The sequence below is a fragment of the Larsenimonas salina genome, assembly GCF_023736155.1.
Taxonomy (GTDB): domain Bacteria; phylum Pseudomonadota; class Gammaproteobacteria; order Pseudomonadales; family Halomonadaceae; genus Larsenimonas; species Larsenimonas salina.
This window is the reverse complement of the sequence record NZ_JAMLJJ010000017.1, coordinates 1-5,152: the sequence shown is the minus strand read 5'-3', so window position 1 is coordinate 5,152 and position 5,152 is coordinate 1. Positions and strand designations below refer to the sequence as shown.

7 protein-coding genes are annotated in these 5,152 nt (G+C 53.4%); 2 read left to right on the top strand and 5 right to left on the bottom strand.

Annotation, left to right across the window (positions count from 1 at the left end):
• A partial coding sequence (locus NAT23_RS14700; RefSeq protein WP_350028346.1) for a phage integrase N-terminal domain-containing protein occupies nt 1-856 on the top strand: 856 nt, incomplete at its 5' end.
• Nucleotides 857-1,115: 259 nt separating this feature from the next.
• Here the strand turns inward: NAT23_RS14700 and NAT23_RS14695 are convergent.
• Nucleotides 1,116-1,442, bottom strand: coding sequence for a hypothetical protein (locus NAT23_RS14695; protein ID WP_251929399.1), 327 nt, complete (start codon nt 1,440-1,442; stop codon nt 1,116-1,118).
• Between the two features lie 299 nt (nt 1,443-1,741).
• Between NAT23_RS14695 and NAT23_RS14690 the strand changes: the two genes are divergently transcribed.
• Nucleotides 1,742-2,059, top strand: a complete 318-nt coding sequence (locus NAT23_RS14690) for a HigA family addiction module antitoxin (RefSeq protein ID WP_251929398.1) — start codon at nt 1,742-1,744, stop codon at nt 2,057-2,059.
• Between the two features lie 75 nt (nt 2,060-2,134).
• Here the strand turns inward: NAT23_RS14690 and NAT23_RS14685 are convergent, their stop codons facing one another.
• The 4 genes from NAT23_RS14685 to repM form a co-directional block, all read right to left on the bottom strand.
• On the bottom strand, nt 2,135-2,407 hold the full coding sequence (locus NAT23_RS14685; RefSeq protein ID WP_251929397.1) for a type II toxin-antitoxin system YafQ family toxin: 273 nt from the start codon (nt 2,405-2,407) through the stop codon (nt 2,135-2,137).
• Nucleotides 2,407-2,664 carry a type II toxin-antitoxin system RelB/DinJ family antitoxin gene (locus tag NAT23_RS14680; protein ID WP_251929396.1) on the bottom strand — a complete coding sequence of 86 codons (258 nt, stop codon included), beginning with the start codon at nt 2,662-2,664 and terminating at the stop codon, nt 2,407-2,409. Before NAT23_RS14680 ends, NAT23_RS14685 begins: the two co-directional genes overlap by 1 nt.
• 58 nt (nt 2,665-2,722) lie before the next feature.
• Nucleotides 2,723-2,866: a hypothetical protein gene (locus tag NAT23_RS14675; RefSeq protein ID WP_251929395.1), complete on the bottom strand. Its 144-nt coding sequence runs from the start codon at nt 2,864-2,866 to the stop codon at nt 2,723-2,725.
• A 77-nt stretch (nt 2,867-2,943) separates the two neighbouring features.
• Complete coding sequence (repM, locus tag NAT23_RS14670; RefSeq protein ID WP_251929394.1) at nt 2,944-3,840, bottom strand: replication initiation protein RepM; 897 nt, start codon at nt 3,838-3,840, stop codon at nt 2,944-2,946.
• Between the last annotated feature and the right edge of the window lie 1,312 nt (nt 3,841-5,152).

Genomic DNA, 5,152 nt, shown 5'->3' with positions numbered 1-5,152 from the left:
GCTGGGTTACGACTTCATGCAACTCTGCCGGCGCAACCGCGACGGTAGTCATACGACGCAGTATCAGCGTGCGCGATCGCTGCGAGCGATGAGCCGTGACCTGCAGGACCTCGGGTACCGCAATCTTCGAGCGGAAAGCCTGAAACCCAAGCACGTGGAGGCGCTGGTCTCGCACTGGCGCGATAACGGGCTGGGTGACGCGACGCTCAAGAATCGATTGGCCCACGTCCGGTGGTGGGCCGAGAAGGTAGGCAAGTCAAGCGTGGTACCTCGTGACAACAGCGCCCTGGGCGTCGCTGATCGAGCCTATACCGCTCAGGTCAGTCGAGCACAGGAGCTGGATCCACGTGTGTCAGCGATTCCGGACGAACGCATTCAGGCCAGCCTGGTGTTACAGCGTGAGTTCGGCCTGCGTCGGGAGGAGTCGATGAAGATCCAGCCGGCCAGTGCAGATCATGGTGATCGACTGGTATTGCAGGGCAGCTGGACGAAAGGCGGCCGTGAACGCGAGATCCCGATTCGAACCGATTCGCAGCGGCTGGCTCTGGATGAGGCGCATAGGCTGGCCGGCTCGAGATCACTGATTCCGGAAGACAGGTCCTATGCTAGGCACCTCAAGCATTACGAGTACCAACTGGGCAAGGCTGGGTTGTCGCGAATGCATGGCCTGCGACACGCCTATGCGCAGTCGCGCTATCAGGAGCTGACAGGACGAGCTGCGCCGGCTGCCGGCGGATCTGTTTCGAGCGAACTGACCCCGGAACAGCGTGATCAGGATCGGGAAGCCCGATTGACCATCTCACGTGAGCTGGGCCACGAACGCGAGCAGGTAACGGCTATATACCTGGGGCGTTAAGACGGGAGGAGCATATGAGTTACATCATGTTGGAGCTGGTGAGCCAAGGCGGAAGCCGGGGAATTCAGTGGCCGAAACTAATGTTGATTCTGTCGATGTTCCTTATCCCTTTGATCATTGCCGGCATCGTCACGTATCGCGCTCACCGTAGGGCCTCTTCATTAAAGAAGAACGCGAAGACCAATTTTTAAGACGATGATGTGTCTTTGGCCAATCCCCGCCACTACTTACATGAAGGGGATTGGTCGAGCCCCTTTACTTAATCCGTCGATGACTGGGCAGGACCATAGTCTAAGTCGAAGAACGACCCTTCCATGCGGAATCGGAAGAAAAGACAGTAGTCACGTCCATTTATATTGATAGAGTAAAGTTCATGTCCATCTATCTTATCTTCTGGCCAAGTCTTGATGTTTCCTTTGTGGGCCTTGGCGATGCAGTTGATTAAAGATAGATCGGCTGATATCGCCATTACGTCCATGTAGCGCTTTAGTGTCTTCTGATGTAACAAAGGAATTTCGGCACTGATTTTTCCTTGGAAAACATCTTCAAGTTCTTGATTTTTAAAGCTCATCTTCGGGTATTGCATCTATAAGTTCCTCTTGTGTTGGTTGGGTGAGCCCGTTGTAGCGAGATGTTCAACACAAGAAGGACGGAATTGGCTGTCGTCTCTGGCAGGGTAAATATTTTCTAAATACCACTTGCCGAAGAGCCAATCCAAGCATAAAATGCGCAGTACGCTAATACGAAACATTTCACGCTGTCCTCAGTGCGCCCAACTAAACGTACGTCGCGCTCGAGTAAAATTGTAGACCTAAATTAGGTTTATGTCAATATATATTTTAAAGATTGCGCCTTGCGCAATGCGCATGACGCAAAGGAGGTCCAGTGGAGACTAACTTCCTTTCTCAACCTACACATCCAGGAGCCGTTATTCGCTTGGATCTCATGGAGCCGCTAGGGCTTACGATGACCGCTCTTGCAAAAGCTATGGATGTCTCAGTTTCTTCCGTTAGCCGAATGGTCAACGAAAAAGCTGAGGTCACGACTGATATGGCTCTGCGTCTAAGTTATGTCTTTGGTAGTAACCCAGAGACATGGCTTCAGCTTCAGCTGCGTCATGACTTGAGCAAAGCTCGAAAGACTTTTGAGAGCTCGGGTTTGAAGAAACTGCTCCAAGATAAAGAAGATCTAGTCGAGGGCTGATACTCAGCTAAGGCTTCTACATCCGCTTAATCAACTCGTGCCCTTCATTCATCGCAGAGTCACAGCCAAACGCAATCAATCCTGAAACAAATTGGCGTGACTTCCGGTTCGAGCCAGTTGAAGTTCATCACCCTGCACGCGGTACAGCAATAACCAGTCGGGTTCGATATGCGCATCCCGATAACCCTTCCAATTACCGCGCAGCGAATGATCCTGATATTCCTCTGGTAAGGGCGACTGGGTAACGAGAAGCGTGAGTAGCGTTTTTAATTTCTCCATGTCCTTACCCTGTTTCTGGAGCCGTTTGACGTCACGCTTGAATTGACTGGTTCTAACCAGAACGAGCATCAGATTCCCAGATCCTCGAACAGGGCTTCAGTACTGTCGAACCGTTTGCCCTTTCGGCTATCCAGCTCAGTTAGCGCCTTGGCCGTAGTGGTGTTTGGAACCTGAATACTGAACGGCAGCCGCTGCTCGTCGGCAACCCGCAGCATCAGTAGCCGAATAGCGTCAGAAACCGAAAGCCCCATGGCTTCCAGTGCTGCCGTGGCGCGTTCCTTGGTATCGGCATCGATGCGGGCACGAACCACGCTATCGGTAGGCATAACCATCTCCTTTTTGTAGCTACATTGTGGCTACAGTATATCAGTACGTTAGTCCATGTCAGCTGAATTCGCGGTGCAGCACGACGATCGTTGATAGACCCAGTACGAGCCATATCGAAAGGCCGGATGGGTCTGCCAAGGCCAGCCAGCCCATTGTCCTGATGATTTTTACGGTGGGGGTTGGATTGTTTTTCGGGTTCATGCAGTTCTCCTTTTGGTTTTGCATGACCCTATTTATGCCGTCACGACTTTAAGCCGTGGGAAGCTGTCTGAAATGGCTCAACGAATTTCGAACAGATCTCCCGTGTCAGTTGCGTTCTGGGTTTTCGATTCCTCGAGCAGCCGCAACGCTGCATCGTCATAGCCTTCACCCGGCAGTGCCTGGGCTTCAATTACCTTCTGAGGAATGCCGTAGCGCGCCCCTGAGGTGTTTCTTTTCCCATTCTCGAGCATCGCGTTGGTTTTCTTTTTACGCGACTTCTGTAGCTTTTCTGGAGCCTTAAGCTTGAGGCTGAACGAGAACCCTGTAATCGATCGGCCCCGTTTGTGCTGCTCGTATTTCGCCGTGATGTCGGTGTGCTCGTTGATCTGCTTTATCGCGGCATCAAGAACCCAGCGTTTGAAGTCTGTCATGCGTGGATACTTGGCAGAATCAATGCCCAGCCGTTGCCTCAGCTCGGCCACTGCTATGACTGGGGTCTGCCCTGTCGAGCGCCATGCAATCAGCAGCTCGTAAAAGCGCACGGCATGCACGCTCGACAGGCCGGCCACCTGTTCTAGTGCGTAATGAGTGAATTTTTCCCGGAGGTCGCATAGCAGCGGCTGCACATGAGGAGCAAACGCTAGATCAACACTAGCCGCGCCCTCGACGTATGCCACATGGGACACCCAACGACTAACTGTGGTTTTTAACCCTTTCCTAGTTTCCTCTTGGAACGTGAAGCGGCGTTCAAACAGTTGCTCGGCGGCGTCTTTCAGTGACTCGTAAGCGGTCGATAGGCTCACGTCCCATTGGTCGGCGTAGTCTTGAGCGCGGACAGTCAGCTCTCCCATCTTCTCCAGCTCACCGTTGGCGCTGACAATAGCCAGTAGAATCAGCCGCTGCTCAACTAGCGAAATCGTGTACGAGGCATTGATCAGCGCATTGGATTTTTTGACAACAGGCTTTTTTGGCATATATCCCCCCAGTCATTAAGGCGAGGCTATCTTCCAGACTCGCCTTAAACAAGGAATCTCTCGCCTTATCACTCGGAATCTCTCGCCTTATCACTCGGAATCTCTCGCCTTATCACTCGGAATCTCTCGCCTTATTTCCAATAAAAACTTTTGTTATCAACATCTTGTAATCACCTAAAGTCTTTAAAGACTTTAAAATTAATTAAAACGCGTGCGCGTGCGCGTGCGCGTGCGCGTGCATTACGCTCGCCCACCTTCCGCTTCGCCCTCGTTTCGACCGTGTCTAATGATGCGGTACCCGAGCCGCTACGCGACAGCGTGTCTATGGTGGACGGCGACACTCGAACGACGAACGGCAATAAACCCTAAGTTAATCAGAGAGGCGGTGAGTAGGCGTCAGTACCGGTGACGCGCCCACTCAAAGGCGACACTGAATGGCTGGTGCTCGTGCGGGTTGATCATGGCTCGCTGCGCTCGCGAGCATCCAAACGCCGAAACTGATTGCAACCACAACGACCAACTAGAGGTATTAGCTAGGCACGATGATGGCCGGATCGTGTGGGGTAGACGATCCGGCCATCACCGTGCCCGACAACCGAAGGGCGTCAGCTACTGGTCTGAAAGACCAATGAGATTTTGACTACCGCTGCGAAAGCTTGGCCGCGTCACTACTTTTTTAGGTAGTGACGCGGACTGACAACGCCACAAGTGGCGGGGTTTTTAGGAAAATACTTGAGTGACAAACGCGTGATGAGCTACTTTTAACAGGGTAAGCCGCTGGTCACTGACGGTTATCAGTGACGCCTTTGAGGTTGTCTGCCACCTCACCCAGGCAGGCCGGTTGATCCTCGAATGGATCGCCCTTCGGTGTCTTCGACCGGGGTTCGACAGAGCCCGAACCGAGATCCCCGTCAGCATCGCTGACGCGTTCCACAGACGTGACCTGTGGCCCTATGAGGGGATCCGTGCCGCCCTCATGGGTGCGCGATCTCCTGCTATTCCATCCAGCAGAGGAGACACACGCTGCACGACCTCCCGTCGTGATTCCCACCAGGCGAACCGTCGGGCGCTGCTATTGCAGCAGACGACGAGCATCGTCTTTGATCCATGCCTTTAGCCTTCGGGCGCTCCGAGACGGTAAGGCCGTCCGGACTGGCAATTACACTTACCGCGAACTGCTCATGAACAAGCTGGGTTACGACTTCATGCAACTCTGCCGGCGCAACCGCGACGGTAGTCATACGACGCAGTATCAGCGTGCGCGATCGCTGCGAGCGATGAGCCGTGACCTGCAGGACCTCGGGTACCGCAA